The following is a 1,224-nucleotide window of genomic DNA, read 5'->3' as shown; positions in this document are numbered from 1 at the left end:
CTATCCGAGCACTTGGCAGACCGTCGCGAAAACCACCTATGACGACAGCGGAGGCACGGCCGGCCTCGGCCGTCGGCTGACCGTCACCGACACGGCCGGCAACACCACCGCGACCGCCTACACGCCCACCGACTCGGGCCCGCTGACCAGGACCAAGGTCACCAACGCCAAGTCGCAGACCACTTACACGTACACCGACTACGCCTCGGGTCTGCCCACCAAGGTCTACGACGTCAACAACAAGATCACCGAGACCAGTTACGACGCACTGGGCCGCAAGACCGCGACCTGGCTGTCCAACCGCTCCCACTCCGGGAACCAGACCCCGAACTACACCTACGCGTACAGCGTCACCAACGACGCCCTGTCATGGGAGTCGACCTCGACCCTGAAGGCCGACGGAACCACCTACAACACCACGTACTCCATCTTCGACTCCCTCCTGCGGCCCTTGCAGACGCAGTCCCCGACCCCCAGCGGCGGACGCCTGCTCACCGACACCCGCTACGACAGCCGGGGCCTGGCCTACGAGACCTACGCGGACGTCTACGACTCCGCCCACCTCCCCAGCGGTGCCTACGCACGGGCGGCATCCGGAGGCGCGCCCAAACAGACCGACACCGTCTTCGACGGCGCGGGCCGGGCCACCAGCAGCAGCCTGTACGTGTACGGCGTCAAGAAGTGGACCACCAGCACCAGTTACACCGGTGACTCCACCGCGACGACCGCGCTGAACGGAGGCTCGGCGACCCGCACGATCACCGACATCTTCGGCTACACCGTCGAGAAGCGGGCCTACGCGGGCACCGACCCCGCAGACGCCGCCTACGGCACCGGGCCCGGAGCCACGTACACGTCCACCAAGTACAAGAACACCCTGGACGGCAAGCCCTCCACGGTCACCGGGCCGGACAGCGCCCAATGGTCGTACGTGTACGACCTGTTCGGCAGGCAGACCTCGGCCACCGACCCGGACCTGGGCACCACGGCCACCACCTACACGGCACTGGATCAGACGGACACCACCACCGACAACCGCGGCACGCAACTGCTGTACGGCTACGACGTGCTGGGCCGCAAGACCGACCAGTGGCAGACGGCGAAGACCGACGCGAACAAGCTGGCCCACTGGGACTAGGACACCCTCGCCAAGCGCCAGATGGACGACTCGATCAGCTACGTCGCCGGCACCCCCGGCAATGCCAACACACGCACTCTCACAGC

Annotated in this window: 1 pseudogene; it reads left to right on the top strand. The window is 66.8% G+C overall.

The features are described 5' to 3' along the window. Window positions 1-1,138: pseudogene (locus tag ACFWI9_RS34485) on the top strand (RHS repeat-associated core domain-containing protein); the annotation flags it as partial. Window positions 1,139-1,224: the final 86 nt, after the last annotated feature.

Source organism: Streptomyces sp. NPDC127084 (assembly GCF_042724175.1).
Taxonomy (GTDB): Bacteria; Actinomycetota; Actinomycetes; order Streptomycetales; family Streptomycetaceae; genus Streptomyces.
Note: the sequence above shows the minus strand (reverse complement) of the source record. Positions and strands in the feature narration are given on the sequence as shown.